Origin of the sequence: Nonomuraea polychroma (assembly GCF_004011505.1) — a bacterium.
GTDB lineage: Bacteria > Actinomycetota > Actinomycetes > Streptosporangiales > Streptosporangiaceae > Nonomuraea > Nonomuraea polychroma.
Genome location: NZ_SAUN01000001.1, coordinates 856,667 through 882,730, shown reverse-complemented (window position 1 = coordinate 882,730; position 26,064 = coordinate 856,667). Strand labels below are relative to the sequence as shown.

The window sequence follows — 26,064 nt, the reverse complement described above, 5'->3', positions numbered from 1 at the left end:
ATCCATGGAGGGCCGATGATCTTCATCACCGCAAAGTTCCGCATCCTGCCCGAGCACGCCGACCGCTGGCCGGAGATCTCCGCCGAGTTCACCCAGGCGACCCGGGCCGAGCCCGGCTGCCTGTGGTTCGACTGGTCGCGCAGCCTCGATGACCCGAACGAGTACGTCCTGGTCGAGGCGTTCCGCGACGACGCGGCCGGGGGCGCGCACGTGCAGTCGGACCACTTCAAGCAGGCTCAGCGCACGCTGCCGGACTACCTGGCCGAGACGCCGCGCATCGTCAACGCCGCAGTTCCGCAGGACGACTGGTCGGAGCTCGGCGAGCTCGCCGTGCCGCCGCGCGGTTAGTCCACCCGGACGTTGCCGTAGGCGAACAGGCTGATCGGGCCCGGGCCGGCGGGCACCGGCTGCTCGGCGGTGACGGCCAGGGCGAGGGTGTTCGTGCCGTGCTCGTTCAGGAGCCCCGCAGGGACGGAGAACTCGCGTTGCGGGCCGATGTCGCCGCCGTACTGGCCGACGTTCCAGCCGTTGAGGAAGATCTGCACGAGGTACGCGGGGGACGGCTCGCCGCCGAAGCGGAGCCCCACCGGGACGTCCTGGTTCGCGGGCAGGTCGAGCCGGAACGAGGTCCTGTACCAGGTGACGCCGGGGGGCAGGGGCGTGGCGGCAGGGTTAGCGGGTTTCCATGATTTGTCGGGATATGTCGGGAGATGCCAGCCGGTGCGTTCGCCGTACAGGCCACCGTTGTTGAGCCCGCCGCGCACCGGGTCGACCCCGGCGGCGCCCTGGATGCGCCAGGAGATGGGGGTGCCGCCGGCGGAGGCGCCCACCAGGCCGCGTGGCTGCTTGAAGCGCAGGTCGTCGGCGATCCAGTCGTCGTTGTGGCCCATGTTGGCGACGAGCACGGCGATCACGTTGTCGGCGCCCGGCTTCAGCAGGCCTGACGGGATGGCGAAGTGGCCGGGGCCCGGGTCGGGGTTGGGCGGGGTCCATTGGTCGCCGGAGTCCGCCTGCACGCCGCCGGCGGCCGAGCCGAGGTAGCGGCCGTTGAGCCAGACGAGGTAGTTGCCGCGCAGGCCGGTGACCGCGTTCAGGTCGATCGTGGTCTCGGCGCCGGTGGCGGTGAAGTGGCCGCGGTACCAGACGTTGCCGTAGTGGTAGCCGTAGTCGTCGGCGTACAGGACGGGCAGGGTCTTGGGCGGGTGCGGGCTGGTCGTCGTGGTGCGGTCGGCGACGGTCCAGCGGGAGTCGTCGAAGCCGGGCTGCGCCTCGGGGGACTCGGCGTGGGCCCGCCAGCCGGTCAGCGCGGGCAGCGGCGCCGGGCCGGGCGGGCGTGTGCTGCCGAGCAGTGAACCGCTGGAGGTGCGGGTCACGCGGACGTCGTCCGCGCCGATTCGCAGGCGGTGGGCCGCAGGTGGCGCGAACACCTCGACCTCCCCCGCCGCCGCCACGTCGGCCGTCAGGCGCACGGTGCCGTCGTTCACCGACGCCGCGCGGACGAGGTCCGTGCCGCGCACCAGCACCGGGCCCGACGCCGTGTCCGTCCGCCAGAAGCTCGCCGCCTCCGCGTCCGTGCCGATCAGGAGCAGCAGCGGCCGCCGCCCGCCACCGGTGACCAGCACCCGGGCGAGCCCCTCGTGGGTGTAGTCGAGCCGCAGGTCGCCGCCGGAGTAGGTGCTGGTGACGCGGCCGTCGAGCACTGTGACCCGCGGCTCGGACCCGTACCGCAGGATGGTGGCCCCGGGCGAGCCGCTCGTGCCGTAGAGGACGGCGACGTCGCGGCCGCCGATGGCGGCGTGCGTCATGAGCTCGGACGTGGACAGGGTCAGGCGCTGGGCGCCGAGGTCGTACCCGGCGACGAGGACGTGCGCGTCGCGCCCCTTGACCTGCACGGGCACCCGGTGTCCCGCCCAGTCGAGGGTGGCGGCGTCCGTGCTCGTCGCGGCCCGGTCGGCGTGCTTGACCAGGACGAACTGGGTGCCGGTGTCCGGGTTGGCGCGCGCCACCGTGGTCAGGGCCGGGTTGTCCACGGGCGGCGCGGCGAGCGGGTCGGTCTTGGCCAGCGGGGTGACCGCCTGCAGGAAGTAGCCCTGGCGCTTGAACTCGTCGTACTTGGGAGTGAGCCGCCTGGCCTCGGTGATCGGGGCGCCGTAGTCGTAGGAGGTGTAGACGTCGTTGGGCTGGGCGAGCCAACCCCAGTTGGTGCCGCCGTACCCCATGTAGTACGAGAACATCGTCGCCCCGGTCGTGACCAGGTTGTTCTTGTAGAAGTACTTCATGAAGGCAGGTCCGGTGAGCTCGCGGCACTTGTCGTAGCCGGCGTTGCCCACGTCGATCGCGCCGGCCTGGTATTCGGCGGCGAACACGGGGATGTCGTCGCGCAGCCGCTCGGTCAGCCCTTCGCCCCACGGCCCCCACAGCCCGGGATTGGCGCACTCGAAGGACTGCGGGTAGTCGTCGATGCCCGGGATCTGCACGGCTCCTGGCCCGGTCGCCCAGGTCGAGCTCCAGCTGCCGCCGTCGCAGCAGTCGTTGGTGGTGATGGGCACGTCGATGCCGTCGGCCCGGGCTTGGTCCTGGATGTCCTGCATGTACGCGGCATCGGTGTTGACCTGGTACTCGTTCTCGGCGTTGTAGAGGATCACCGGCCCGCCCCCGGTGATCTGGTGCCTGGCGATGATCGGGTTGATGTGGTGCAACCACTCGCGATAGGCGGCCTGGTATCCGCTCTCGCTGCTGCGGGCGCGCCCCGGCACGGTCTTCACCCAGGCGGGCAGACCGCCGCCGCTGCTCTCGGCGTTGATGTACGGCCCCGGCCGGGCGATCACGTACAGCCCGGCCTCGGACGCCATCCGCAGCAGCCGGTCCACGTCGCGTACGCCGGTGAAGTCGTACACGCCGGACTTCGGCGAGTGGTAGGCCCACGAGAAGTAGAGCGAGACCGCGTTGAACCCGGCCGCCTTGAACTTCTCCAGCACGTCCCGCCACAACCGCGGGCTGGGAAGCCGGAAGTAGTGGAACTCGGCCGCCTGCAGCACGACCCGGCGGCCGTCCACCATCAGCGAATACCGGTCGTAGGTGACCTCACGCGCGGCTGCGGCGCGAGCGGGCGCGACGAGGGCAGCGCAGGTCAGCAGCATGGCCAGGAGCACCGAGAGGGTCCGCCTCATGCATTTAATTTGGCGATTAACCAAACAAAAGTCAACGGCCAATCGATGCGGCCGCGCCTCTGACGGCGGACCGCCTGAGCCTGCCGGAGGGTCTGGTTTACGCGACTGCCGCACTCGGCCTGACAATTCCCGCTATGGTGCCCAAGATCCCATAACGTTGTCACAGGAGTCCCATGTCGCGCGTCGAACCCCTCCGGGAAGGCGACCCCGCTGCCGTGGGCCCCTACCGGCTGCTGGGGCGTCTGGGCGCGGGCGGCCAAGGGGTGGTCTACCTGGGCCAAGGGCCCGGCGGCAGGGCGGTCGCGGTCAAGGTGCTCCGCGAGGGACTCGCCGACGAGCGCTTCGCCAAGGAGATCGACGCGGCGCGCCGGGTGGAGCCCTTCTGCATCGCTCAGGTGCTCGACGCCTCGCTGAGCGGACGGCCGTACATCGTGACCGAGTACGTCGAAGGGCCCTCACTCCAGCAGGCCGGCCGCCACGTCGGCGCTGACCTGCAGCGGCTCGCGGTGGCGACCGCGACCGCGCTGACGGCCATTCATCAGGCCGGCATCGTCCATCGCGACTTCAAGCCCGCCAACGTGCTGCTCGGACAGGGCGGGCCCCGGGTGATCGACTTCGGGATCGCCCGGTCTGTCGGAGCGGGCCTGACGGCTACCAGCAGCATCGTGGGGACGCCTGCTTACATGGCGCCGGAGCAACTCGCCGGCGAGCGGATCGGCCCGGCCGTCGACGTGTTCGCGTGGGCGTCGGTGATCGTGTTCGCCGCCACCGGGACGCCTCCGTTCGGCGAGGACTCACTGCCCGCGGTGATCAATCGGATCCTGCACAACGAGCCGCAGCTCGGCGACCTGCCGCAACCGTTGCGCGGGATCGTGCTGAGGTGCCTGGCCAAGGATCCGGCGCGCCGGCCGGCCATGCGGGACGTGTTGCTGCAGCTTCTGGGCGGACAGGCTCCCGAGCGTCCGGACGGCCCCGATGGCGGCGGTCCGTCCACGGTTCCCGGGCAGCGCCGGCGCGGGAGCAGGGCGGCGCTCGTCGCAGGCTTCTCCAGCGTGGGTGCGCTGGCGGTCGCGGCCACCGTCGCCTGGGGTGCCACGCACGCCTGGGTCCAGGAACCGCGACAGAGTACGCAGCCGCTGGCGATCACCTCAGCCGTGACCCCCACTCCGGCGAAAACGCGTGAGCGCCCGAAGAAACGGACCAAGAGTCCGTCCACCGCGAAGCCGGTGACCACCACGAAGCCGGCCGTCAAGCCGACCATCAAGCCGACGCGGACCGCTCCCAGGCCGACGACCTCGTCGACGAAATCCTCATCAGGCGGCGGCTCTTTCCGGATCGTGTGGGTGCGGGTCATCGGCCCGAGGCATGCCGACACCCCCGACTGCGTGTTCGGCCAGGGCAACGTCTCCGGCCTGGTGGAGGGGACCAAGCTGGCCACCACGTTCCGCTACGAATGGGTCCTGGACGGGCGGGTGGTGCAGCGCTCTGAGTCCGTCATCGCCGACACCCACACCCGGCAGGTCACCGGCCCGCTCGTGGAGTCGGACGGCCCGCACCGGGTCGTCCTCCGCCTCACCTCGCCACAAGCGGTGTCGAAGACGTTCTCGTTCACCATCTGCCCCACGGGGAGCGAAGGATGAACCCGCTCCTGCCAGAAGATCCCCCGTCCGTGGGCCCCTACAGGCTGCTGGCGCGGCTGGGCGCGGGCGGCCAAGGCGTGGTCTACCTGGGCCAGGCTCCCGACGGGCGGCGGGTCGCCGTCAAGGTGCTGGCGGACGGCGTGGCCGACGATCATCGCTTCGCCAAGGAGATCGACGCGGCGCGGCGGGTGGAGCCCTTCTGCATCGCTCAGGTGCTCGACGCCTCGCTGAGCGGCCGGCCGTACATCGTGACCGAGTACGTCGAAGGGCCCTCACTCCAGCAGGCCGGCCGCCACGTCGGGGCCGACCTGCAGCGGCTCGCGGTGGCGACCGCGACGGCGCTGGCCGCGATCCACCGGGCCGGGGTGGTGCATCGCGACTTCAAACCCGCCAACGTGCTGCTCGGGCGGGATGGGCCGCGGGTCATCGACTTCGGCATCGCCCGCGCGTCCGGCCATTCGCTGACCGTGACGAGCAGCATCGTCGGCACGCCCGCCTACATGGCGCCCGAGCAACTCGCGGGCGCGCCCCTCGGTCCCGCCGTGGACGTCTTCGCGTGGGCGTCGGTGATCGTGTTCGCCGCCACCGGGACGCCTCCGTTCGGCAACGACTCACTGCCCGCGGTGATCCGCCGCATCCTCCACGACGAGCCGTACCTGGGCGACCTGCCGGGTCCGCTGCGTCCGATCGTGCTGTCCTGCCTGGCCAAGGACCCCGCCGCCCGGCCCGCCATGCAGGACGTCCTGCTCCGGCTCATCGGTGCCGCACCCGCCGGTACGGCAGATCGTCCCGTGAGCCGCCCGCGCTGGAAGGCGCTGCTGGCGGGCGCGGGCGCGCTCGGTCTGTCCGCTGCGCTGGTCGCCGGGGCGATCATGTGGATGCCCACCTCGGCGACGACGGCCGCGCCCACCCCGGAACCGGCCACCGCCACCCCGGCAACCAGCCCACCGGCCAAGAACCTGAGCACCACCACCAAGACCCCCAGCGCGCCGGCCAAGAAGACGCGCCCCACCAGGACCGCCCGCTCGACCCCCACTGCCTCCCGCCGCCCGTCGACGCCCAAACCCACGACGTCCCCGGCGAAACCCGCGACCACGACGGCGGCCGCGGCGACCGTACGCCTGGTGTCGTTGACGCTGGAGGGGCAGCAGATCGGAGGAGACGGCTGCTGGTCGCCCAGTCTCTACCCGGTCGCCGTGATCAAGGGTCCATCGGGCAAGCAGACGGAGTACACCTACCGCTGGGTGGTGGACGGCCAGGACGAGGGACGGCAGACGGGCTGGGTGACCGGCACGACCGACGACCGGCGTAACCCCTTCGGGGCCTTCGAGCCGGGGTCGCACACGATCGTCTACCACCTGCTGACACCCTCGAGGGCCACCAGGAGAGTGTCGTTCACGGTGTGCGAGCGGAACTCCTGACGCACATCGACGCGGCTCGCGAGGCCGCGTCGCCACGTTACGGGAACGTTACAAGGCTCGCCAACCCCCTCCCTAGCCGCGTTTTCCCCGCTCACGGCACCACGTCATGCCTCAGACGTTTTTTTCCGGGTTATTGACGAAAAACCGTGGCCGTGGGCAGACTCAGCGTCATGTCACACCCCCGTGGCCCCTTGTCACAGCTGCGGCGCGGGCACGAAGAGCTCGTGCTCGGGCTGCTGCGCAAGCACGGTCCGCTCAGCCGGGGCGAGCTGGGCAAGCTCTGCCGGCTGTCCCGTACCACCCTGTACGACATCCTCGCCGAGCTCATCTCCACCGGCGCCGTCGTCACCGCCACCCAGCAGGACGACACGCCGCGCGGCCGTGGCCGGCCGGCCGAGACGCTGACGCTCAACCCGGACGCCGGGCAGGCCATCGGCATCGACTTCGCCCGGCGCGCGCTGCACGTCGCGGCCGTCAACCTGGCGCACGAGATCGTCGGCGCGGCCAGCGAGCCGCACGACGCCGACCTGCCGTGGGAGCAGCGGGTGGAGCTGGCCGAGCGGCTCATCGGTTCCCTCAGCAAGGGTGACCTGCGATTGGGCGCGCTCAGCGCGATCGGCGTCGGCGTGGTCGGCCCGGTAGGCGGCCCGGACTCCCGCACGGACGACGACACTCCGCATCCCGCGCAGGTGCTGGTGCGCGAGCGGTTCGGCGTGCCGGTGCTGCTGGACAACAACGCCCGGCTGGCCGCGCTGGGCGAGGCGATCTGGGGCGCGGCCGCGGGCGGCCAGGACGTGCTGTACCTGCGGCTGTCCCACGGCGTCGGCGGCGGACTGGTGATCGCCGGGTCGCTGCACCGCGGCGCCTACGGCCTGTCGGGCGAGTTCGGCCACATCATGGTCGACCCGCAGGGCCCGCCCTGCTCCTGCGGCGGCTCGGGCTGCCTGGAGACCGTGGCCTCGATAAGAGCCGTCCTGGACGCCTACCGCGCCGCCGGCGGCCGGGCCGACGACGTCCCCGGGCTGATCAAGGCCGTCGAAGCAGGCGACGCCACGGCGCTCGGCCTGCTGGAAGGCGTCGGGACCAACATCGGCGGCGTGCTGGCGGCCCTGTGCAACGCCATCGGCCCCAGCGCGATCGTGGTCGGAGGCGAGCTGGCGGCGATCGGCGCCGCGTTGTTCCAGCCGATCGAGCGCACGCTGCACGCCCGGGTCATGCCGATCTCCAGGCACCGGATCACGCTGCGCCCCGCGACGCTCGGCGAGGCCGCGGGCGCCCTCGGCGGTATCGCCTTGGTACTGCACGAATCCCCCCTTCTCTCCCGCTATCCGGCCGGGCCAGATCTCGCGCAAGAGGACCCCATGAACCATCCGAGGCCCATGACCGAACGCAGTGAGGTCATCCATGAACGCAGCACCCTGGTCATGAGACCGGCGAAGGAGGGCTCATGACCCAGCTGACCGCGCTGGGCAAAGCGCCCGCGGCGCGGCGCGAGCCCAAGCGCTCCAGCCGTGCCCTCGTTCTCAACCTGATCGCGGTCATCGCCGGCCTCGTCGTGTGGACGTTGCTCGCCACGGTCGGCGTGCAGGGCCTGCCGACTCCTTTGGAGGTGGCGGCCAAGGCAGGCGAGCTGATCGCGGACGGCACGCTCCTGGACGACATGCTCGCCAGCCTGCGCAGGGTGTTGCTGGGTTTCCTGCTCGGCACGCTGCTGGCGATCCCGGTCGGCTTCCTGATGGGCTGGTACGCCACCGCGCGCGGCCTGCTGGAGCCGTACGTCCAGTTCTTCCGTACCATCCCGCCCCTGGCGATCATCCCCCTCGCCATCGTGCTCATGGGCATCGGCGAGGTGCCGAAGGTCTTCGTGATCTTCCTGGCGGCGTTCCTGTCCAGCGTCGTGTCGACGTTCCAGGGCGTGGTGGACGTGGACAAGACGCTGATCAACGCCGCCCGCGTGCTGGGCGCCTCCGACCGGACGATCTTCCTCAAGGTCGTGGTGCCGGCGTCGACACCGTTCATCCTCGTCGGGATGCGGGTCGGGCTCGGCTCGGCCTGGGGCACGCTGGTCGCCGCCGAGCTGATCGCCGCCCAGGAGGGCCTGGGCTTCCGCATGCAGCAGGCCCAGCTCTACTACGACCTGTCCACGATCTTCGTGGGCCTGATCGCCATCGGCGTGCTCGGCCTGCTGATGGACCGGCTGCTGCTGCTGGCCGAACGCCACCTCACCGACTGGCAGGAGCGCCGTTGACCACCAAGATCTCGTTCAGGGACGTCGTCAAGACCTACCCGATGAAGGACGGCACGTTCACCGCGTTGAGCCAGGTGTCGCTGGACATCGCCGACCGCGAGTTCGTCACGGTCGTGGGCCCGTCCGGATGCGGCAAGAGCACGCTCATGAGCATGGCGGCCGGGCTGGTCGAGCCCACCTCGGGCGAGGTGCTGGTGGACGGCGTGCCGGTCACCGGTCCCGGGCCGGACCGCGGGGTGATCTTCCAGCAGTACGCGTTGTTCCCCTGGCTGACCGTGCGCAAGAACGTCGAGTTCGGGCTGAAGCTGGCCCAGCTCCCCGCTGACGAGCGCAGGCGGCGGGCCGAGCGAGCGATCGAGCTCGTCGGGTTGTCCGACTTCGCCGACGCGCTGCCCAAGACGTTGTCCGGCGGCATGAAGCAGCGTTGCGCGATCGCCCGCGCGTACGCGGTCAACCCGCAGGTCCTGCTCATGGACGAGCCGTTCGGCGCGCTGGACGCGCTGACCCGGGTGCAGTTGCAGGACCAGCTGCTCGACACCTGGAGCCAGGACCAGCGCACGGTCATGTTCATCACGCACGACGTGGACGAGGCCGTCTACCTGGCCAGGCGGGTGATCGTCATGGCGGCCAGGCCCGGCCGCATCCAGCAGGTCGTCGACGTCGGCCTGCCGTACCCGAGGACCGAGGAGATGCGGCTGTCGCCGGAGTTCGGGCGCATCCGCAACGAGGTCTGGCACGGCGTGTACCACCAAGCTTCAGCCGCCTGAATCACCCCCCGGAAAGGAATGATCCGCCATGCGTTCTCTTCGCCGCGCCCTGACGGCCGCCACGGCGGTGAGCCTGCTGACACTGTCCGTGACCGCCTGCTCCGACGACGGCACCACGGTCCGCTTCGGCTACATCAGCGACTACAACGGCGCGAGCCTGCTGGCCATCGCCGACAAGCAGGGCCTCTGGGAGAAGCAGGGGCTCACCCCCGAGATCAAGGTCTTCACCAACGGGCCGCTGCAGATCCAGGCGCTCGGCGCCGGCGACCTCGACTTCGGCTACATCGGCCCGGGCGCCATGTGGCTGCCGGCGTCGGGCAAGGCCAAGGTCATCGCGATCAACACGCTCGCGTACGCCGACCGCGTCATCGGCCGTCCCGGCGTCACCTCCATGCAGGCGCTCAAGGGCAAGAAGGTCGGCGTGCCCGAGGGCACCTCCGGCGACATGGTGCTCAACCTGGCGCTGAAGAAGGCCGGGATGACGACCCAGGACATCCAGAAGGTGCCGATGGACCCGGCCACCGTCGTGTCGGCGTTCTCGGCCGGGCAGATCGACGGGGCCGGCATCTGGTACCCGCTGATCGACACGATCAAGCAGAAGGTGCCCGGCACGGTCGAGCTCGCCAGCACCAAGGAGTTCCCCGACAGCTCGTTCCCGACCGCGTTCGTGTCGGGGCCCAAGACGGACCAGGAGCTCACCAGCAAAGTGATCAAGGTGCTGCAGGAGGCCAACGACTGGCGGGCCGCGCACCCCGAGGAGTCGATCACCGAGGCGGCCGCGCTGCTCAAGCTCGACCCGGCCAAGGTCAAGGCCGACGCGGCGAACGTCCAGACGATGCCGACGGCCGACCTGGTCGCCAAGACCAAGGACGGCACGGTCGCCAAGTGGCTCGACAGCCTGGGCGACTTCTTCGTCGGCACCGGCCAGCTCAAGTCGAAGCCCGACCCGGCGACGTACTACACCGGCGATCTCTACGAAAAGGCCTTCAGCAAGTGAACCTGCTGTTCCTGATGACCGACCAGCACCGTGTCGACACGCTGGGCTGCTACGGCAACCCGCACGTGGCCACGCCCAGCCTGGACAGGCTGGCCGCCACCGGCACGCGGTTCGACCGGTTCTACACGCCGACGGCCATCTGCACGCCGGCGCGGGCCAGCCTGCTCACCGGGCAGGCCCCGTTCCGGCATCGGCTGCTGGCGAACTACGAGCGCAACGTCGGCTACCTGGAGGACCTGCGCGAGGACGCGTTCACCTTCCCCGGCGCGCTGAAGGAGCGCGGCTACCAGTTGGGCTTGATCGGCAAGTGGCACGGCGGCACCAGCCGCAACGCCGCCTCGTACGGCTTCGACGGGCCCGACCTGCCCGGCTGGCACAACCCGGTCGACCATCCCGACTACCTGGCGTACTTGGAGGAGCGGGGGCTGCCGCCGTACCGGATCTCGGATCTGATCCGGGGCACCACCCCCAACGGCAACCAGGGCAACCTGCTCGCGGCGCGGCTGCACCAGCCGGTGGAGGCCACGTTCGAGCACTACCTGGCGACCCGGGCCATCGAGCACCTCGACCGGTATGCCGCCGACGGCCGGCCGTTCTTCCTCGCCACCCACTTCTTCGGGCCGCACCTGCCGTACCTGCTGCCGGACGAGTACTTCGACATGTACGACCCGAGCCTGGTGGAGCTGCCGCCGTCGATCGCGGAGACGTTCGAAGGCAAGCCGCCCGTGCAGCGTAACTACAGCGAGCACTGGACGTTCGACACGATCCCCATCGACGTCACCCGCAAGCTGATCGCCGTCTACTGGGGTTACGTGACGCTGATCGACCAGCAGATCGGCCGCATCCTCGACCGCCTCGACGAGCTGGGGCTGACGGACCAGACCTCGGTCTTCTTCACCGCCGACCACGGCGAGTTCACCGGCGCCCACCGCCTGCACGACAAGGGCCCGGCCATGTACGAGGACATCTACCGCATCCCCGGCATCGTCCGCATCCCTGGCGAGCAGCCGCAGGTCAGGAACGAATTCGTGACGCTGACCGACTGCACCGCCACGATCCTGGACCTGGCCGGTTGCGACACCAAACCGGCCGTGGACAGCCGAAGCCTGGTCCCGCTGGTGCGCGGCGAGCACCCGGAGTGGCCCGCCGAACTGCTGGCCGAGTTCCACGGCCACCACTTCCCCTACCCGCAGCGGATGATCCGCGACGACCGCTACAAGCTCATCGTCAATCCGGAGTCCGTCAACGAGCTGTACGACCTGCACGCCGACCCGCACGAGCTCAGCAACCGGTACACCCACCCCGAGCTGGCCCCGGTCCGCCGCCGCCTCATGCGCCGCCTGTACGACCTGCTGCGCGAGCGGGGCGACAACTTCTACCACTGGATGACCCCGATGTACGACATCGGCGCCCTCGACTACGACCCCACGCTGAGCTCCTTCGAGAAAGAGAGCACGGAAAAATGATCTCTACAAATCCCCTTGGGAGGGCAGACGACGACGAGGAGCGCTGGGAGTGGCATTGGCGGGTTCGTGTCTGGTGACGGCGTCGCCAAGCAGGCTAGTACAGAGGGTCTTGATCGAGCGTCTTTACTTTCGGCCGCGGGTTGCCAGCCGCACGATGAGGAACACCACGCCGCCGACAACCCCGACGAAGATGAGCAGCATCACAAGCAGCTGGATGAGTTCCGGAACGCCTAAGTTCATGCTTCTCCTTGTGTCGAGAGGTGACATGAAGGAAACGCGCGAGGCTCGAGCGACGTTCCTAGGGCTCTACACGTTGTCCAGCTGATGCGTACTCACCCAGCGTGCCGGCAGCCCTGGCGAGATGACTCGCCGGGGCAACCCGGCGGCTGTCCTCCGACATGAGCGCTCACTGACTGGTCAGGTTCGCGGCGTCCTCACGGAGTCGCTTGGCCCGGCGGCGGAGGTTCTCCGCGGTGGCCAGGCACGAGTCCTCGAGCTCGTCCATGTCGCGCCGGAGCCGGATGGCGTGCGCGCGATACCGCTCCATCGCCGGGCCCTTCCAGAACGGGTCGAACTCGCCCTGCTGCGACGGGATGCCGTCGAAAGCGTCGGCCAGCCCTTTGGCGTACCGGGTGAAGGTGGAGGCGAGCGCCTCCTTCGCGGCGGCTTCCCTGAGGAGCTGTTGTCTGGTGGTCACGGGCTGCCGCTCCCTGTCTTCAGCGCCTCGATGCCGGGCAGTTCGGTGTTGCTGCGGATGACGGTGAACCAGGCACGCTCGCGCAATCCTTCCGCCCCGGTGCCCGGCTTCAGGGCGTTGTGCAGCGCGTCCGCCAGCGCCGCCGGGTACGCGGGGTTGCCGGTGTCCGCGGCCAACAGGACGCCCGACTCCTTTGGGCGCTCGGCCAGCAGTTGCTGGAATGCGTCCGGGTTGGCCGTGTACGCCTTGGCGAGGTTGTGGAGATTCCAGTCGGGGGCCGTGGGTCCGGCGTCCGGTGGGCGGTTCAGGAGGTCGATGGCCACCCTGTTGAGGAAAGTGGTGGATTGGCCGGCCAGTGCCACCAGTGTCGTCAGGACGTCCGCCGGGGCGGTCGCGACCATCTCGTACCATTCGCTGCCGAGCCGTCCTGTGCGCTCGGCGCTGGAGAAGGCGGCGGCCAGCTGCCCTGGGGTGGAGGCGGCCGCTTGTTGGAGCGAGGTGGGCGGAAGGCCTCGGTACTGTCCCGGGGCCTGCGTGTTGATCCAGTCACGGAAGAGCTTCACGAACGCCTCGGGGCCGCCGAGTTCGGCCAGCAGCGCCGCCGCGTAGGCCGGGTCCCGTGCCCTGTCCTTGAGCGGTCCCGCTGCTGTCTCCACCCGGCCGGGCAGGTATCGGTCGTGGTTCTGGAACGTGTCGGCGAGCTCGTTCGCATCGTTCACGGCGGCCGCCATGGCCTCGGCCTGGCTGGGGAACGGGAAGGTTCCGGTGAGCATGCCCTTCTCGCGTACCGGCACCAACTGCTCGATGGTGTCGATGCGCCACTTCAGGTCCTGCTGCGACTCGTCGTAGAAGGCCCAGGTACGGTGCATGGCCGCGGTGCCCTGGCGGCCGGCCCAGTCCTCGCCTGCCTCGGCGATGGCCGCGTCGAGCCCTGACCGCGTCCTGGTCAGGGCCTGTTTTCCCGCCTCCATCCGGCGGATCAGCTCATGTGCGCCTCGGGGGTCGATCCCCACGAACTCCCCCATGAACCCTCCCAGAGGGTGTGGTTACCGGGCGGAAGTCAAGCACACCGGGCGTTGGGGGTTGACGCGTTTGGCATTCCCATAAGCAACCGGAATCACGCAGAAGGCGGGAGCCCCGCATCCCGGACGTGAGCGGCACCATGGCAGTGTTCGAAATCAGGTCCTGGCCGGCCGGCCGGGGGGCGCCGGGCGGCGCTCCCTCAGTCGGCAAACGGCGTGCAAGCATCAGTCAAGCGCTCTGCCGTTACCTGATCAGCGTACGAACAGGACCGGTGAGAAGGAACACGCTGATGACGCGTAAGGGAATGCTGCTCCCGATGGGAGTGGCCGTGGAAGTGATCGGCGGCCTCGTGCTGGCGGCCGGGGTCACCGGGATGCTGATGTGGCCGATACCCGACTGGGCGACTATCGCCTTCTCCGTCGGCATGACGCTGTCGATCCCCGGAGCGTTCATGATCGTGCTCGGCCTGACCAGTCGCGCGATGCGCACGGCCATGTCGGCGGTCGGTGGAGAGGTGCAGTCGAGCCGATCCGGCGGGCTGTTCGGAATGATCAAAGACATGGCCGGTGGCAACCATGACCTCCGGCACAACGGCGTGCCGGCCGGTGCCGTCATTCTCTCGATGCAGGACACGGGCGTGACGATCAACGACCAGCCCGTGGTCGCGTTCGACCTCGAGGTACGCCCCGAGAGCGGGGACGCCTACCGCGTCGCCCACCGCGAGCCGATTCCGCGCCTCCTCGTGGGTGCCGTCCTCCCCGGCGCCCACCTCGCCGTCTACGTCGACCCGCAGAACCGCGGCCTCCTCCTCATCGACTGGGAGCGCGCCCCGAGGTGGAACACCCCGTCGGCTGGGGAGCGAGTTTCGGCTGCCGACATTCTCGCTCGGGGCGTGCCCGCCATGGTCACGGTTCTCGGCACGTTCTCGACGGACGGCATGACCGCCGACAACGGCGACCCCATCCTGGGCCTCGTCCTCCGCGTGAGCGGCCCGAACGGCTCGTACGAGGCACGCCTCGCCCACCGGGTCCCGCCGCAGTACCTGGCCCTCATCTTCCCCGACACCCGGCTCCCCGCCAAGATCGCCCCGGAGGACCCCCAGAAGGTGGCCATCGACTGGGATCAGGTCCACGCCACCCCCGAGTCCCAGCGAAGCCTCTGAAAGCTTTGCGGGCTGGGCGCGGAGGACGCCGGATCAGCGCATCGCTTCCAGGCCTCTGACCACGATGGTGGTCAGGATGCCGATCTCGGAGATGCCGATGGTCACGGTGTCCCCGTCCTGCAGCGTGAACGGCAGGTCGGGGACCAGGCACGTGCCGGTGGCCAGCACCGCGCCGTCCGGGAAGGAGTCGGCCCTGAACAGGTAGCCGGCCAGGTCGTCCAGGCGGCGGTTCAGCTGCGACGTTGAGGCCTTGCCGTCCCACACCGTCTCCCCCGCCCTGCCGATGGTGAGCGTGATGTCCAGCGCGTACGGATCCGCGACCTCCCATGCGGGCCGGATCGCCGGGCCCACCGCGCACGCGCCCAGGTAGATCTTGGCCTGCGGCAGGTAGAGCGGGTTGACCCCTTCGATGGTCCGCGAGCTCACATCGTCGACCACCGTGTAGCCGACGATCTCGCCGAGCGCGTTGAGCACCAGGCCCAGCTCCGGCTCCGGCACGTCGATCTCCGAGTCGGCCCGCACCGCGATGCGCCCGCCGTCCCCGCTCACCTTCCACGCCACCGACTTGAAGAACAGCTCGGGCCGCTCGGCGTCGTAGACCAGCTCGTAGACGTCGGCTGCCCGCTCGCTCTCCAGCACCCGCGCCTCGCGCGAACGCCGGTAGGTCACGCCCGCCGCCCAGACCTCCATCTGGCCGTCCACCGGCGCCAGCCTGCGTACCGAGCCCGACGGATGCCGGGTCCCGTCCGCCCCGGCGCACCGTTCCCGCAGCTCACCGGACCCCAGCCTCAGCAACTCGCCGACGGTCGTGACCCCGGGCAGCTCCACCACCTGTTCGCCGTCGTCGACGCCGACCGCGGCCGCGCCGGTCAGGGGGCTGACGAACCGTACGATGTGCATGGCCTGCTCCTCACTCTCATCAGATAAGTCCGATGAGAGTCTTTCCTACCCGGGCGGTGCAACGTCCCGCCGGGTGCCTCAGGCTTTCGATCGCGATCGCCTGACGGCACTGGGTATGGCTTGCTGTAATTGATGGCGTACGAAGCGCGACAAGACTTCGAGGCGGTGCCGGTGACACAGGATGTGCGCTCCCGTCTCCTCCCCGGCCGGACGGCGTCAGGACATGGGAGGCGTACGTCGCCTGCCTTCGTGCACTGCGTCTCTGGGCCGGAGCGCGGACGACGTCGAGCCGGCGTAGGCAGTGCCGGACCATCCTGACCAGACGCTCAGCGGCGTAACGATCAAGGCGAAATAGGCCATGTGGACAGCGATCCTCAGGGAGGACAAGTCCCTGCTGGTGCCTTTCCATGCTGATCTGTCCGAGGGGTGGCACGCTGACAGCGCCGTGCCTCTACGGCCCGGCGACAGCGACTATGACGAGCACCTTTCCACCTCGATCAACGCCGGAATCCTCGATGGCGACCGCACTCGCGACGAAGAGCTGATCGCGAACTGGGAGGCTCAGGCCATCGACATCCCGGCGCGACGTAGCGCCTGAGCCTTCTCCGCTCTCCCGTACCCGACATGCGGACCTGCCCGACCTAGATCACGTCGAAGTCGGCCATCATCGCCATGTCCTCGTGTTTCAAGGTTGTGGCAGTGCAGCATGTAGCGGCCCCGGTAGCCGTGGAAGCGGGCGAGCACGTCCACGACCTCGTACGGGCGCACGTCCACCGTGTCCTTCCAACCGCCGTCGGTGGCGGCCGGCGGCCGGCCGTTGCGCGCGAGCACCTGGAAGTGGGCCAGGTGCACGTGCACGGGATGGTGGAAGTCGCTGGTGAGGCGCCAGATCTCGGCCGTGCCCAGGCGGGGCCGTCGGCCAGGGTGTTGACGAGGGTGACCGGGCTGCCGGCCGGGTAGGCGGCGAAGTCCACGACCACGTCGTACCGCTCCCCCGGCGCGATCGGGATCGTGTCGTGGGCCACGGGCGCGGCCAGGAGGCCGCTGTCACTGCCGACCTGGGTGAAGCGGCCGCCGGGCACGAGCGCGAGCCGGTAGCGGCGGGCGTTGGAGGCGTTCAGCAGGCGCAATCGGTAGCGGGTTGCCGTCACCTCGGCCACGGGCCAGGGCGCGCCGTTGACGAGGATCACGTCGCCCTCGACGCCCTCCATGTAGTCGCTCCCGAAGTGGCCGCCCGCGCGCAGGTCCGGGTAGCGAAAGGAGCCGTCCTCGTCGAACGACCGGTCGCAGATCATCAGCGGCAGCTCGCGCTCGTCACGCGGCAGCGGCAGCGCGTCCTCCTCCGCGTCCCGCACCAGCGCCATCCCGGCCAGCCCGCGCCACACCTGCGGCGCGGTGTGGTCCATCCGGTGGTCGTGGTACCAGAGCGTGGCGGCGGGCTGGTCGACCGGGTAGTGATAGTCCTTCACGAGGTGGTGGCGGGTCTCCGCATGCTGGTGCCCGTCATGTCCCGCGGCGTTCCCGTGGTGTCCTGTGCCGTAGCCGGCGGGCACCACGAGGTCGGCCGGGTAGCCGTCGGAGTCCGGCGGGTTGACGCCGCCGTGCAGGTGAGTGGAGGTCGGCACGGGCAGCTCGTTGCGGACGGCGACGGTGACGGGCTCGCCGCACCGCAGTTCGAAGGTGGGTCCGGGGAACGTCCCGCCGTAGCCCCAGACCTCGGTGGTCGTGCCGGGAACGATCTCGACTCTGGCCACGCGCTGCGTCACCTCGTAACGGCCCGGGCGTGCCGGGCGGACGACATCGGGGACGGGCAGCGGCACGGTGAAGGGCCGGGGCAGTGGCAGCCGGCTGGCGAGCAGTTGCCCCGAGGTCTCCGCGAGGGCTCCGCATCCGGCGGCGGCCAGCCCGGCCCCGCCCAGGACGCCGAGGAACGCCCGCCGCGAGACGGCCCTCATGACGTGCTCACACGACGGCCGGCGCGCCAGGTCCACACGGTGAACACGGCGGACAGCCCGAAGATCGCCATCCCGAGCGGGAAGTGCAGCGCCAGGACCCGATCCTGCCCCGCCGCGACCTGCACGGTCTCGGCCGCCACGAGGCCCAGGCTGACCAGGGCGGGCCACAGCGGCCCCCGGCCCGGCCGCCACAGCAGGATCGCGGCCACGAGCTGCAGGTACAACGCGCTGTGCGTGAACCCGGCGTTGTTCCTGTGCCAGGTCAGCAGGTCGACGTCGCCGGTGACGAACAGCCCGGCCAGCTCCGCCTGCGCGAGCACCCCGGCAAGGTGCACGGTCGCCGTCACCCGTAGCGACCAGACGATCCACGATGAGGTCATGGCCGCCATCGTGCGACCTGACGCCTGGAGATCGCGTCGGCCGGCGGAGGGCACCGGGACGTACTCCCGTGGTGGTACATGCCTGCTCCGCGCCCGCGAACGTACGCCAGGGGGATGACGTCGGGTGCGCGTGGTCTGGCCTACCTTGTGGGCATGGACAGCCGGAGGATCGACGCGCTCATGGCGGCGGGCGCACTGGTGGCGATCACGGCAGGCACGTACGGCAACCTGTCGTGGACCGGCCCCTACGAGCGGCCGCTCGACGGGGTGGGCATCACGCTGATCGTCGTCGCGTCCGTGTCGCTGGCCTGGCGGCGCGCGGCTCCGCTGGCCGCCGGCCTGGTCGCGGTGGCCGCTGCGATCGCCTACTACAGCGCGCACTATCCCGGCGTGTTCGCGGCCGAGCCCGCACTGGCCTCGATCTACACCCTCGCCTCGCTCGGCCGCCGCAAAGAGGCGATCTGGCTCGCGGTGGCGCTGGCCGTGCCGGTCTACGGGCTCATGGCGCTGGCCGAGGAGGACCCGGCGGCCGCCGGCGGGATGAACCTGCTGAGCGGCTGGCTGGTGGCGATGGTGGTGGTCGGCGAAGTAGTGAAGAGCCGGCGGGCGTACCTGCGGGCCGTGGAGGAACGGGCGGAGGAGGCCGAGCGCACCCGCGAGGAGGCGGCGCTGCGCCGGGCGGGCGAGGAGCGGCTGTGGATCGCCCAGGAGCTGCACGACTCGCTCACGCACAGCATCTCCGTGGTGAACGTGCAGGCCGCGGTGGCCATGGAGCTGCTGGAACGCGACCCGGCGCGGGCCCGCGCGGCGCTGGCGGCGATCAAGGAGTCAGGGCACGAGGCCATGAACGAGCTGCGTGCCACGCTGGGCGTGCTGCGCCAGGCCGCACCCGATGGCGGGCTCGCCGGGGTGCCACGGCTGGTGTCCAGGGCTGAGGGGGCGGGACTGCGGGTGTCCTACACCGTCACCGGCACCCCGTACACGGTGCCGCCCGAGGTGGACCGGGCCGCGTACCGGATCGTGCAGGAGGCGCTGACCAACGTGCTGCGGCACGCGGGCGCGGCGGCGGTCGCGGTGTCCGTCGGCTACGATCCGGCGGGGATCGCGCTGCGGGTGGACAACGACGGCGAGGCCGGCACGGCCGGGCCAGGAATGGGGTTGATCGGGATGCGGGAGCGCGCGGTCGCCGCCGGCGGGTCGCTCACCGCCGGCCCGGGCGAGGGCGGCGGCTTCAGCGTGCACGCGGAGCTGCCCGTTCCGGTACGGCCGTGATCAGGGTCCTGCTGGCCGACGACCAGCCGCTCATCCGGGCCGGGTTCAAGGCGCTGCTCGAGCTGACCGACGACATCACGGTGGTCGGCGAGGCGGGCGACGGGGCGCGGGCCGTGGAACTGGCCAAGCGGCTGCTGCCGGACGTGGCGCTGCTGGACGTGCGGATGCCGCTGCTCGACGGCATCCAGGCCACCCGCAGGATCGGCGCGGACCCGGAGCTGGATGGGGTGCGGGTGGTGATCCTCACCAACTACGCGCTCGACGAGTACGTCTTCGCCGCGCTCCGGGCGGGGGCCAGCGGGTTCCTGCTCAAGGACATCGAGCCGGGCGACCTGCTGCAGTCGGTGCGGGTGGCCGCCCGGGGCGAGGCGCTGCTGTCGCCGTCGGTGACGCGCCGCCTGATCGAGGAGTACGTCAGCACACCGCCGCGACCGGCACCGGTGCCGGGTTCGGACCGGCTGACCGGGCGGGAGCGGGAGATCGTGTCCCTCGTGGGACGGGGCATGTCGAACGAGGAGATCGCCGCGCACCTGGTGATCAGCGAGGCCACCGCCAAGACCCATGTGAGCAGGTCCATGACCAAGCTGGGCGTGCGTGACCGGGCGCAGCTGGTCGTGTTCGCGTACGAGTCGGGGCTGGTGGTCCCCGGCGGGCATGGTCAGAAGGCCAGCAGGAACTCGTAGACGTTCAGCAGCCAGACCAGCATCCACAGCAGGACGGCGGGAAGCCGGACCATCCCCCGTCCGCTTCCGTCAGCATGCAACGCGATACCTCAACGCCTTCCGTGCACGGCGACGATATCTACCCAGTCTGCGTCCTTCGGGCCACCGCCGCGCACGCCCGGTCAGCCGTTGACCGGTTTGCCCAAGGCGCTGCCCGCGAGCCAGTCCTCCCAGGACTTCGCCCACGGGGTCGGCCCGTTGCCGAACTGGAGTTTCCTGGACGTTCCCGTCACCTCGATGATGTCGCCGCGCTGGGTGAACTCGTAGAACCAGCGGGCGTTCTCCGGGCTGGCGTTCACGCAGCCGTGGCTGACGTTGCGGCTGCCCTGCGCCCCCGTCGACCACGGCGCGGCGTGGAAGAAGGTGCCGCTGTAGGTCATCCGCACATTCCATTTGGTGCGGATGCGGTACTCGCCGGGTTTGCCGACGGTGGCGGAGTCCATGACGATGTCGGCGGCCTTCTCCTGGGCGATCATGGTGCCGGAGTAGCTGTCGTCGCCCGGTTTGCCGAGGCTGACCGGGATGGTCCTGACGACCTTGCCGTTCTCCCGCACGACCGCCCGATGGGTCTCGTTGCTGACCTTGGTGATGTGCGACGGCCCGACGGTGAAGGTCAGGCTGCGGTCCTTCGTGCCCCACAGCCCTCCACTCGCGCGCAGCCCGGCCAGATGCGCCACCACCGTGACCTTCTCGCCGACCGGCCAGTACTCGCGCGGCCTGAACTGCACCTCCCGGTCGCTCACCCAGCTCCAGGCGCCCTCGACCGGCTCGGACATACGCACCACCAGGGCCCGTTCGATCCTGGCCCGGTCCTGCTCGGCGGTGATCGGCTGGGACAGCAGCAACTGCACCGGCATCCCGACGCCCACCGTCTCGCCGTCCAGGGGCGACATGCCGCTGTCCAGCACCCGTTTCGGCTTCAGCGTGGTGAATCTCGCCTGCGCCGCGACCGGCTTGCCGTCCGTGCCCGTCGCCTCGGCGCTGACGGTGTACGTCGTGGACGGCCGTAACGCCCACTGGGGACGCCACGTTCCGTCCGCGGCCACCGAGCCGCGTACCTGGCGTCCTTTGGCGTCGGCGACGGTCAGCTTGGTGACCTTGCCGTCGGTGACCTTGACGCTGATCCCGCTGTCCGGCGGCACCTTCTTCGTGCCGTCGGCAGGCGTGAACGCCAGCTTGGCCACCGACCCTTGCTCCACGGGCTTGCCCGGCGCCGACGTGCCCCCGCCGGAGGTGCATCCGGAGATCAAGAGCACCGCCGCGGTCAGAGTTGTCGCGATGGTCCGGCCGTTCCGCATCGTTGATGCCTCCCGTGCCTGACAAATAGGTCACCGGTGGACTTTCTTCCCGCATTGGGAGGGTTGACACAAGAGCGGCGCCGGTCTTCCCTCGACGGTACGGGGATGATCGGAGGGGAGCTGTCATGCTCGCGATGCGTCGGTCCGTCCTTGCCCTGGTCTGCTCCGCCGCGCTGGTCGCCGTCCCCGTCGATCCGGTCCAGGCCGCCGCGCCCGCCCCGGGCGGGCCGGGGACGCTGTCACACTTCGGCTTGGCACGCAAGGACTGCGTGGGCACGGCCGCGAACAGGTCGTCCAAGGTCTGGTACACGGTCGCGGGCGGCGTCCTGTCCGACGTGTACGAGCCGACGATCGACAACACCAACGTCGAGACGATGCAGTTCGTGGTGACCGACGGCAGCACGTTCACCGAGCTCCAGGCCCGCGACACCACGTACGAGCTGGCCACCGACCGCTCCGGCATGACATGCACGATCACCTCTGCGAGCAAGAACGGCCGTTACCGGCTGACCACCACCTACCTCACCGACCCCGGCAGGAACGCCGTCGTCGTGCGGACCCGGCTGCAGCCGCCCGGGTTGCGGCTGTACGTGCGCCTGGACGCGAGCGTCAACGGCAACGGCGGCGGCGGTCCGGCGAACGGCGGCGCGGACAGCGGCGTCGTCGACGGGCCGACCGGCGCGCCGGTGATCGCGGACGAGAACACCGAGACCTCGGCCCCGGCCCGCGACTACGCGGTGCCCACCCACCTGGCGCTGCGGGCCGAGCGGCGGTTGCCGCAGGCGAGCGTCGGCTACGCGGGCACCTCCAGTGACGGCGCCGCCCAGCTGGACGCGGCCCGCACGCTGACCCCGTACGCCGAGGCGCCGGACGGCAACGTGGTCGCCACCGCGCGGCTGCCGCTCGACGCGGCCGGCGAGGTGACGTTCGCGCTGGGGTTCGGCCGCAGCCGGGCCGCCGCGCTGCGGGTCGCGGGCGAGGCCGCCGCCAGACCGTTCCCGGCGACGCGCGCCCACTACGAGGGCGGCTGGGCGGCCTACGACGCCGGACTGCGCCGGCCACCGGCCGCGCAGGCGGACCTCTACCGGCTGTCGGCCAACGTGCTGAAGGCCAGTGAGGACAAGACGTTCCCCGGCGCGGTCGTCGCGTCATTGGCCAGCCCGTGGGGGCAGGCGGTTTCGGCGGGCGACCTGGTCGGCGGCAAGGCGGTGTACTTCGGCTCCTACCGCGAGGTGTTCTCGCGCGACCTGTACGAGGCGTTCACCGGTTTCCTGGCCGCCGGTGACGTGGCGACGGCCCGGGACACTGCCCGGTTCCTGCTGGAACGCCAGCAGTTGCCGGACGGGCGGCTGCCGCGTAACTCTCTGCTGAACGGCGCGCTGGCGCCCGACTCGGGCGGCGACCAGCTGGACGAGACCGCGTACCCGATCCTGATGGCCTACCAGTCCGGCCTGACCGGCGTGTGGGACGACGTGCGGGCGGCGGCCGACTTCCTGGTGTCGCACGGTCCGGCGTTCGGCGTGGAGCGGTGGGAGGAGCAGTCGGGCTACTCGCCGTCCACGATCGCGGCCGAGATCGCCGCGCTGGTCGCGGCCGGGGAGCTCGCGGCCAGGGAGGGCAGCCAGGCGCGGGCCAGGCTGTATCGGGCCACGGCCGATCATTTCGCGCGGTCGGTCAAGGAATGGACGGTCACGACCACCGGTCCGTACGCCTCCCGGTACTTCCTGAGGTTGTCCAGGAACGGGAATCCGGACGCGGCGGTGTCGTACAACCTGGGCAACGGCGGGCCGACCGAAGATCAGCGTCGGGTCGTGGACGCCGGGTTCCTGGAGCTGACCCGGCTCGGCATCCTGCCGCCCGGCGATCCCGACGTGCTGGCCAGCGTGCCGGTCGTGGACCGGGTGCTCAAGCGCACGACGGCGAGCGGCCCCGGCTGGTACCGCTACGGCTCCGACACCGAGGGCACCGAGGACGGGTACGGCGACTGCTACGAGCCCGACCCGACGTCCTGCGCGCCGTCGGGCAGACCATGGCCGACCGGCAACACCGGCTCGGGCCACGTGTGGCCGGTCCTGGCCGGTGAGCGGGCCGAGCAGGCGCTCCAGACCGGTGACCAGACGACCGCGGCGGCGCTGCTCAAGGCCATGCGCGACATGTCGTCGGGCACCGGGCTGATCCCCGAGCAGGCGTGGGAGAACCCCGACCTGGCCGCCTCGCCCTACGGCACGGATCCGGCCACCGCCTCGATCGGCATGCGCGACGGCGGTCCCGCCGGGTCGGCGTCCCCGCTCACCTGGGCGCAGGCCCAGGCGCTCCGGCTCGTCCTGTCGCTCGGCTCCACCCGCCCGGTGGAGCAGCCCGCCGTCGTGCGCAAGCGCTACGCCGACCGCGGCATGCCGCAGGCCGCCCCGCTGACCGTGACCGCCCCGGCCGACGGGACCGCGGTGGCCGGCACGTCGGTCACCGTCGAGGGCGCCACGGCGCCCGGCGCGCGGGTGGACGTCGCCGCCACGCCCATCGACACCGGCGCCCCCACCCGGATCGTCTCGGCGCGCGCCGGGGCGGACGGCGCGTTCACGGCCCAGGCGCCGGTGTCGTTCGGCGAAGTCGTGCTCACCGTGACCGCCACCACCGCGGACGGCCGCACCGGGCACGCCCGGCGCACGGTGGTCGGCGACATCGTGGGAGCCACGACCGTGCTCGACGTGGCCGATCCCGAAGGGGACGACGACGGGCCGGGCACCTACGCGTACCCGACGGCCGCCGACTTCCACGACGGGGCGTTCGACCTGCGCAGGTTCCAGGTGATCACGGACGCGACGACCGTCTACCTGCGGGCGGAGCTCCGCGACCTGTCCCCCACGTTCGGCAACCAGATGGGCGCGCAACTGCTCGACGTGTACGTCCAGGACCCGGCCGTGGCGACGCGGTCAACCGAGGCGGCGTTCCCGCAGCGTAACCACCGCATCGCCGAGCAGGACGCGTGGACGCAGCGGGTGGAGGTCCAGGGCTTCGCCGCACCGGTGTGGGTGACGGCCGCCGGCGCGGCCCAGGCGGGCGCGGCGGTCCGGGCTTCGGGGACCACGCGGACGATCACGGTCGCGCTGCCCAAGAGCACGTTCGGCACGCCAGGGCCGGGATGGCGGTTCGCGGTCGTGCTGACCGGGCAGGACGGTTTCAGCGCCGACCAGGCCAGGGGCTTCGCCGCGACGCCGCAGCCGTACCTGTTCGGCGTGTGCGCCGAGGGCGGGACGGATCCGCTGTGCGGGGTGGATCCCGGCACCGTGCCCAAGGCGATGGACATCATCGTGCCGGCCGGGCAGTCCCAGGCGGACGTGCTCAACCCGCTGCCCGGCCCCGTCGCCGTGCCTGCCGTCCTCGTTCCGTGATCACCGGGTCCACGAACGTTGCGCGGCGTCGCGGATCCGGCGTCCGACCGGGGCCGGGACGTCGCCGTTCGGCGCGGGCGGCAGGGCGGGCAGTGCCGGTGGCACGAGCACCGCGCTCTCCTCCTCGGTGACCGGCCGCTCTACCTCGGCGAACCCGCCCTCGGAGCCGCGTACGATCACCCCGGTCTCCACGCCGTGGGCGGCGGTGTGCCGGTCGCGGGCCTGCAGCCCCATGGCGATGCGGCGCGCGACCACGAAGCCCAGCACCGGCCCGGCCACGACGGCGACGCGGAAGATCCATGTCGTCGCGTTGAGCGAGATGTGGAAGGTCGAGGCGATCAGGTCGTTGCCGCCGGCCATCCACAACACGCCGTAGTAGACGACCCCGGCGATGCCGAGGCCGAGTCGGTTCGGCGCCTCCCGCGGCCGGTCCAGCAGGTGGTGGATGGCGTGGTCGCGGGTGATCCACCGCTCGGCGAACGGGTAAAGAGCCAGCGCCGTGAACAGCAGCCCCGGCGCGGCCAGCGCGGGGATCAGCACGCTCATGGTGACCGTGTAGCCGAAGACGGTCAACTCCCACGGCGGCATGATCCGCAGCGCGCCCTCCAGGAAGCCCATGTACCAGTCCGGCTGCGAGCCCGCGCTGACGGTGCTCGGCACGTACGGGCCGTACAGCCAGATCGGGTTGACCTGGAACACGGTGGCGAGCAGCGCGACCACCCCGAGCACCCACAGGAAGAACACCGTCGTCTTCGCCACGAACGTCGGGAAGAACGGCGCGCCCCGCACCACCCGGTCACTCAGCCCCTTGGCACGGAACTGGGTGTGGGTCTGCCGCCACGTCAGCACCACCGCGTGCAGCGGGATGAGCACGAGCAACAACCCGGGGATCAGCAGCACGTGGATGCTGTAGAGCCGGGAGATGATGTCATCGCCGGGGAATTCGCCGCCGAACAGGAAGGCCGCCAGATACGTCCCCACCAGCGGGATCGACAAGGTGACCCCGTGCAGGATGCGCAGCCCCGCGCCGGACAGCAGGTCGTCGGGCAGCGAGTAGCCGAACAGCCCGTTGAGCATCACCAGCACGAACAACGCCACGCCGATCAGCCAGTTGAGGTCCCGGGGTTTGCGGAAGGCTCCGGTGAAGAAGTTGCGCAGCAGGTGGGCGACGATGCCGGCGAGGAAGACGAGCGTGGCCCAGTGGTGCATCTGCCGCATCAGCAGACCGCCCCGCACCTCGAAGCTGATCTCCAGGGTGGAGGCGTACGCCTCGCTCATCCGCACCCCGCGCAGCGGCACGTACGCGCCGTTGTAGACCACCTCCTGCATCGCCGGTTTGAAGAAGAACGTGAGGAACACGCCGGTGACCAGGACGACCACGAAGGCGTACAGCGCGATCTCCCCGAGTAAATACGTCCAGTGGTCGGGGAAGACCTTGCGCATCGCCTTCTTCATGAAGGCCGCCCCGCCGATCCGGTCGTCGAGCGCCTTGGCCAGTGAGCTGCCCTTCATCGCTACCCCGCGTCATGTCGGTTGTTCCTTCACCTCCATGACGGT

At 70.7% G+C, this 26,064-nt stretch carries 21 protein-coding genes and 1 pseudogene; 13 read left to right on the top strand and 9 right to left on the bottom strand.

What is annotated here, in order from left to right:
- Positions 1-15: 15 nt before the first annotated feature.
- Positions 16-348: a putative quinol monooxygenase gene (locus tag EDD27_RS03940; protein ID WP_127931117.1), complete on the top strand. Its 333-nt coding sequence runs from the start codon at positions 16-18 to the stop codon at positions 346-348.
- Here the strand turns inward: EDD27_RS03940 and EDD27_RS03935 are convergent.
- Positions 345-3,170 carry a beta-galactosidase gene (locus EDD27_RS03935; RefSeq protein WP_127931116.1) on the bottom strand — a complete coding sequence of 942 codons (2,826 nt, stop codon included), beginning with the start codon at positions 3,168-3,170 and terminating at the stop codon, positions 345-347. The two genes, EDD27_RS03940 and EDD27_RS03935, sit on opposite strands and share 4 nt — an antisense overlap.
- Before the next feature lie 173 nt (positions 3,171-3,343).
- Between EDD27_RS03935 and EDD27_RS03930 the strand changes: the two genes are divergently transcribed.
- The 7 genes from EDD27_RS03930 (at position 3,344) to EDD27_RS03900 (ending at position 11,709) form a co-directional block, all read left to right on the top strand.
- Positions 3,344-4,810 carry a serine/threonine-protein kinase gene (locus tag EDD27_RS03930; RefSeq protein WP_127931115.1) on the top strand — a complete coding sequence of 489 codons (1,467 nt, stop codon included), beginning with the start codon at positions 3,344-3,346 and terminating at the stop codon, positions 4,808-4,810.
- Positions 4,807-6,231 (top strand): serine/threonine-protein kinase, encoded by a 1,425-nt coding sequence (locus EDD27_RS53910; RefSeq protein ID WP_164903466.1) that lies wholly within the window; start codon positions 4,807-4,809, stop codon positions 6,229-6,231. The genes EDD27_RS03930 and EDD27_RS53910 overlap by 4 nt, the downstream gene beginning before the upstream one ends.
- Positions 6,232-6,401: 170 nt before the next feature.
- Entirely contained in the window at positions 6,402-7,682 is a 1,281-nt protein-coding gene (locus EDD27_RS03920) for an ROK family transcriptional regulator (RefSeq protein ID WP_127931114.1), read from the top strand.
- Positions 7,679-8,479: an ABC transporter permease gene (locus EDD27_RS03915; RefSeq protein ID WP_127931113.1), complete on the top strand. Its 801-nt coding sequence runs from the start codon at positions 7,679-7,681 to the stop codon at positions 8,477-8,479. The genes EDD27_RS03920 and EDD27_RS03915 overlap by 4 nt, the downstream gene beginning before the upstream one ends.
- Entirely contained in the window at positions 8,476-9,246 is a 771-nt protein-coding gene (locus EDD27_RS03910) for an ABC transporter ATP-binding protein (RefSeq protein ID WP_127931112.1), read from the top strand. The genes EDD27_RS03915 and EDD27_RS03910 overlap by 4 nt, the downstream gene beginning before the upstream one ends.
- A 28-nt stretch (positions 9,247-9,274) precedes the next feature.
- Positions 9,275-10,243, top strand: a complete 969-nt coding sequence (locus tag EDD27_RS03905) for an aliphatic sulfonate ABC transporter substrate-binding protein (RefSeq protein ID WP_127931111.1) — start codon at positions 9,275-9,277, stop codon at positions 10,241-10,243.
- On the top strand, positions 10,240-11,709 hold the full coding sequence (locus EDD27_RS03900) for a sulfatase family protein (protein WP_127931110.1): 1,470 nt from the start codon (positions 10,240-10,242) through the stop codon (positions 11,707-11,709). The genes EDD27_RS03905 and EDD27_RS03900 overlap by 4 nt, the downstream gene beginning before the upstream one ends.
- Before the next feature lie 406 nt (positions 11,710-12,115).
- On the opposite strand, the gene EDD27_RS03895 is transcribed toward EDD27_RS03900, so the two are convergent.
- Together EDD27_RS03895 and EDD27_RS03890 are read right to left on the bottom strand one after the other, a co-directional pair.
- Entirely contained in the window at positions 12,116-12,406 is a 291-nt protein-coding gene (locus tag EDD27_RS03895) for a hypothetical protein (protein WP_127931109.1), read from the bottom strand.
- Complete coding sequence (locus EDD27_RS03890) at positions 12,403-13,431, bottom strand: hypothetical protein (protein ID WP_127931108.1); 1,029 nt, start codon at positions 13,429-13,431, stop codon at positions 12,403-12,405. The genes EDD27_RS03895 and EDD27_RS03890 overlap by 4 nt, the downstream gene beginning before the upstream one ends.
- A 287-nt stretch (positions 13,432-13,718) precedes the next feature.
- Here EDD27_RS03890 and EDD27_RS53905 point away from each other — a divergent pair, with 287 nt between their 5' ends.
- Positions 13,719-14,591 (top strand): hypothetical protein, encoded by an 873-nt coding sequence (locus tag EDD27_RS53905; protein ID WP_164903377.1) that lies wholly within the window; start codon positions 13,719-13,721, stop codon positions 14,589-14,591.
- A 33-nt stretch (positions 14,592-14,624) separates the two neighbouring features.
- On the opposite strand, the gene EDD27_RS03885 is transcribed toward EDD27_RS53905, so the two are convergent.
- The gene (locus tag EDD27_RS03885; protein WP_127931107.1) at positions 14,625-15,491 is read right to left on the bottom strand and encodes a fumarylacetoacetate hydrolase family protein; all 867 of its coding nucleotides are present in this window, start codon (positions 15,489-15,491) and stop codon (positions 14,625-14,627) included.
- Between the two features lie 358 nt (positions 15,492-15,849).
- Here EDD27_RS03885 and EDD27_RS03880 point away from each other — a divergent pair, with 358 nt between their 5' ends.
- Positions 15,850-16,089, top strand: coding sequence for a hypothetical protein (locus EDD27_RS03880; protein ID WP_127931106.1), 240 nt, complete (start codon positions 15,850-15,852; stop codon positions 16,087-16,089).
- On the opposite strand, the gene EDD27_RS56280 is transcribed toward EDD27_RS03880, so the two are convergent.
- The 3 genes and pseudogenes from EDD27_RS56280 to EDD27_RS03870 all read right to left on the bottom strand — a co-directional run bounded on the left by EDD27_RS56280 (position 16,053) and on the right by EDD27_RS03870 (position 17,826).
- Positions 16,053-16,343, bottom strand: a complete 291-nt coding sequence (locus tag EDD27_RS56280) for a multicopper oxidase domain-containing protein (protein WP_241563853.1) — start codon at positions 16,341-16,343, stop codon at positions 16,053-16,055. The genes EDD27_RS03880 and EDD27_RS56280 overlap by 37 nt on opposite strands.
- A 119-nt stretch (positions 16,344-16,462) precedes the next feature.
- Positions 16,463-17,446: pseudogene (locus tag EDD27_RS03875) on the bottom strand (multicopper oxidase family protein); the annotation flags it as partial.
- Positions 17,443-17,826: a hypothetical protein gene (locus EDD27_RS03870; protein WP_241563852.1), complete on the bottom strand. Its 384-nt coding sequence runs from the start codon at positions 17,824-17,826 to the stop codon at positions 17,443-17,445. The gene EDD27_RS03870 and the pseudogene EDD27_RS03875, both read right to left, overlap by 4 nt.
- Before the next feature lie 153 nt (positions 17,827-17,979).
- On the opposite strand from EDD27_RS03870, the gene EDD27_RS03865 reads away from it, so the two are divergent.
- Both EDD27_RS03865 and EDD27_RS03860 read left to right on the top strand, forming a co-directional pair.
- Positions 17,980-19,098 (top strand): sensor histidine kinase, encoded by a 1,119-nt coding sequence (locus tag EDD27_RS03865; protein ID WP_164903465.1) that lies wholly within the window; start codon positions 17,980-17,982, stop codon positions 19,096-19,098.
- Positions 19,095-19,781 (top strand): response regulator, encoded by a 687-nt coding sequence (locus EDD27_RS03860; RefSeq protein WP_127931103.1) that lies wholly within the window; start codon positions 19,095-19,097, stop codon positions 19,779-19,781. Before EDD27_RS03865 ends, EDD27_RS03860 begins: the two co-directional genes overlap by 4 nt.
- 161 nt (positions 19,782-19,942) lie before the next feature.
- Here EDD27_RS03860 and EDD27_RS03855 read toward each other — a convergent pair whose 3' ends face one another.
- Positions 19,943-21,118, bottom strand: a complete 1,176-nt coding sequence (locus EDD27_RS03855; protein ID WP_127931102.1) for a L,D-transpeptidase — start codon at positions 21,116-21,118, stop codon at positions 19,943-19,945.
- Positions 21,119-21,243: 125 nt separating this feature from the next.
- On the opposite strand from EDD27_RS03855, the gene EDD27_RS03850 reads away from it, so the two are divergent.
- Positions 21,244-24,507 carry a glucodextranase DOMON-like domain-containing protein gene (locus tag EDD27_RS03850; RefSeq protein ID WP_206641227.1) on the top strand — a complete coding sequence of 1,088 codons (3,264 nt, stop codon included), beginning with the start codon at positions 21,244-21,246 and terminating at the stop codon, positions 24,505-24,507.
- Here EDD27_RS03850 and qcrB read toward each other — a convergent pair whose 3' ends face one another.
- Positions 24,508-26,019, bottom strand: a complete 1,512-nt coding sequence (gene qcrB / locus EDD27_RS03845) for a cytochrome bc1 complex cytochrome b subunit (RefSeq protein WP_127931101.1) — start codon at positions 26,017-26,019, stop codon at positions 24,508-24,510.
- Positions 26,020-26,064 lie beyond the last annotated feature (45 nt).

Coding starts and splice junctions, on each gene's coding strand:
- EDD27_RS03935 (WP_127931116.1), bottom strand. CDS start 3,170: ATGAGGCGGACCCTCTCGGTGCTCCTGGCCATGCTGCTGACCTGCGCT.
- EDD27_RS03915 (WP_127931113.1), top strand. CDS start 7,679: ATGACCCAGCTGACCGCGCTGGGCAAAGCGCCCGCGGCGCGGCGCGAG.
- EDD27_RS03890 (WP_127931108.1), bottom strand. CDS start 13,431: ATGGGGGAGTTCGTGGGGATCGACCCCCGAGGCGCACATGAGCTGATC.
- EDD27_RS03850 (WP_206641227.1), top strand. CDS start 21,244: ATGCTCGCGATGCGTCGGTCCGTCCTTGCCCTGGTCTGCTCCGCCGCG.
- EDD27_RS53910 (WP_164903466.1), top strand. CDS start 4,807: ATGAACCCGCTCCTGCCAGAAGATCCCCCGTCCGTGGGCCCCTACAGG.
- EDD27_RS03880 (WP_127931106.1), top strand. CDS start 15,850: ATGTGGACAGCGATCCTCAGGGAGGACAAGTCCCTGCTGGTGCCTTTC.
- EDD27_RS03865 (WP_164903465.1), top strand. CDS start 17,980: ATGGACAGCCGGAGGATCGACGCGCTCATGGCGGCGGGCGCACTGGTG.
- EDD27_RS03905 (WP_127931111.1), top strand. CDS start 9,275: ATGCGTTCTCTTCGCCGCGCCCTGACGGCCGCCACGGCGGTGAGCCTG.
- EDD27_RS03855 (WP_127931102.1), bottom strand. CDS start 21,118: ATGCGGAACGGCCGGACCATCGCGACAACTCTGACCGCGGCGGTGCTC.
- EDD27_RS03885 (WP_127931107.1), bottom strand. CDS start 15,491: ATGCACATCGTACGGTTCGTCAGCCCCCTGACCGGCGCGGCCGCGGTC.
- EDD27_RS03920 (WP_127931114.1), top strand. CDS start 6,402: ATGTCACACCCCCGTGGCCCCTTGTCACAGCTGCGGCGCGGGCACGAA.
- EDD27_RS03870 (WP_241563852.1), bottom strand. CDS start 17,826: ATGACCTCATCGTGGATCGTCTGGTCGCTACGGGTGACGGCGACCGTG.
- EDD27_RS03930 (WP_127931115.1), top strand. CDS start 3,344: ATGTCGCGCGTCGAACCCCTCCGGGAAGGCGACCCCGCTGCCGTGGGC.
- qcrB (WP_127931101.1), bottom strand. CDS start 26,019: ATGAAGGGCAGCTCACTGGCCAAGGCGCTCGACGACCGGATCGGCGGG.
- EDD27_RS53905 (WP_164903377.1), top strand. CDS start 13,719: ATGACGCGTAAGGGAATGCTGCTCCCGATGGGAGTGGCCGTGGAAGTG.
- EDD27_RS03940 (WP_127931117.1), top strand. CDS start 16: ATGATCTTCATCACCGCAAAGTTCCGCATCCTGCCCGAGCACGCCGAC.